A 1,036-nucleotide genomic window follows, 5' to 3' on the forward strand; every position below is an offset into this window, starting at 1 on the left:
GCCACATCCTCGACGCGTAGTTCGGCGCCGGTGGCGCGGATCAGCGCCGTGACCTCCTCCAAGACAACTGCCAGGCGTTCCTTCGGTCCGGCCGTCTCAGCGGGCGGCGTCGGGTGCTGGGGGAGCGGGCTGCAGACGGACGCAGCACTCCCCGGGAACGGGGTCTAGGACGGCTTCGACGCCCGGGACCTCCAGGCCCCGGAGGTAGCCGTCGAGGAAGGCGTGGTTCATGCCGCACACCAGCTCCGGCGCCTTGGCGGCGAGCGGGTGGAACGGGCAGTTGCGCAGCCGGACCTCGGTCGGCGACTCCCGGACGGGCTCGTACCCGTAGGTCTCCAGCATCTGCTCGCACATCGTCAGCCCGCGTTCCACCCCGAGCCGCCCGGGACGCCCGGACTCGCGCTCCTCCTCGCCGAGCCGGCGGCCGCGGCCGGCCGCCACGTCCACGGCGGCCCGGGCCGCGCTGCCGCCGCCGCTCTGGGCCAGGACGGCGTCCAGGAGCAGGTCGGCCAGCAACTCGTGGCGGCGGTCGGGGATCGAGACGGTGATCTGGGCATCGGTCGGCTCGTAGACCTTGGGCTGGCGGCCCACCTTGCGGACGGCCCCGGGCGCGCCGTAGCGGGCCTGCAGCAGACCGGCGTCGACGAGCTTGTCGAGGTGGAAGGCGGCGAGCTTGCGGGAGATGCCCACGCTCGCGGCCGCCTCGTCCCGGGTCACCGGCCGGCCGGCGCGTCGGACGAAGGCGAACATCCGCCTGCGCGACTCCTCGCCGAGCACACTCACCGACAGGATGCGGTCGGCCGGGTCGTGCGGCGCCGTGCCCCGGTCGCTCTCGTCACTGGTCACCTGTTCACGATAACTCCCACGTACGGCGACATGCCCCTGTTCGTGGAGCTGTGGCCTGCTCGTCTTGACGGGTGACCCGAATAAGGACAACACTTGTTGGTGAAAAAGGCGGAGAAAGGGGCCCGGCATGACCAGCGAGCAGCAGGCCCGGGCGAAGCAGTCGGCAGAAACGACTCGGCCGGTTGAAGCA

Annotated in this window: 1 protein-coding gene; it reads right to left on the bottom strand. The window is 71.8% G+C overall.

Features of this window, described 5'->3' with window-relative positions; all coding sequences use genetic code 11:
- Positions 1–96 precede the first annotated feature (96 nt).
- The gene (locus ABZ641_RS39280) at positions 97–846 is read right to left on the bottom strand and encodes a helix-turn-helix domain-containing protein (RefSeq protein ID WP_359989536.1); all 750 of its coding nucleotides are present in this window, start codon (positions 844–846) and stop codon (positions 97–99) included.
- Positions 847–1,036 lie beyond the last annotated feature (190 nt).

The sequence above is a fragment of the Kitasatospora sp. NPDC007106 genome (assembly GCF_040634455.1).
Lineage (GTDB): Bacteria > Actinomycetota > Actinomycetes > Streptomycetales > Streptomycetaceae > Kitasatospora > Kitasatospora arboriphila.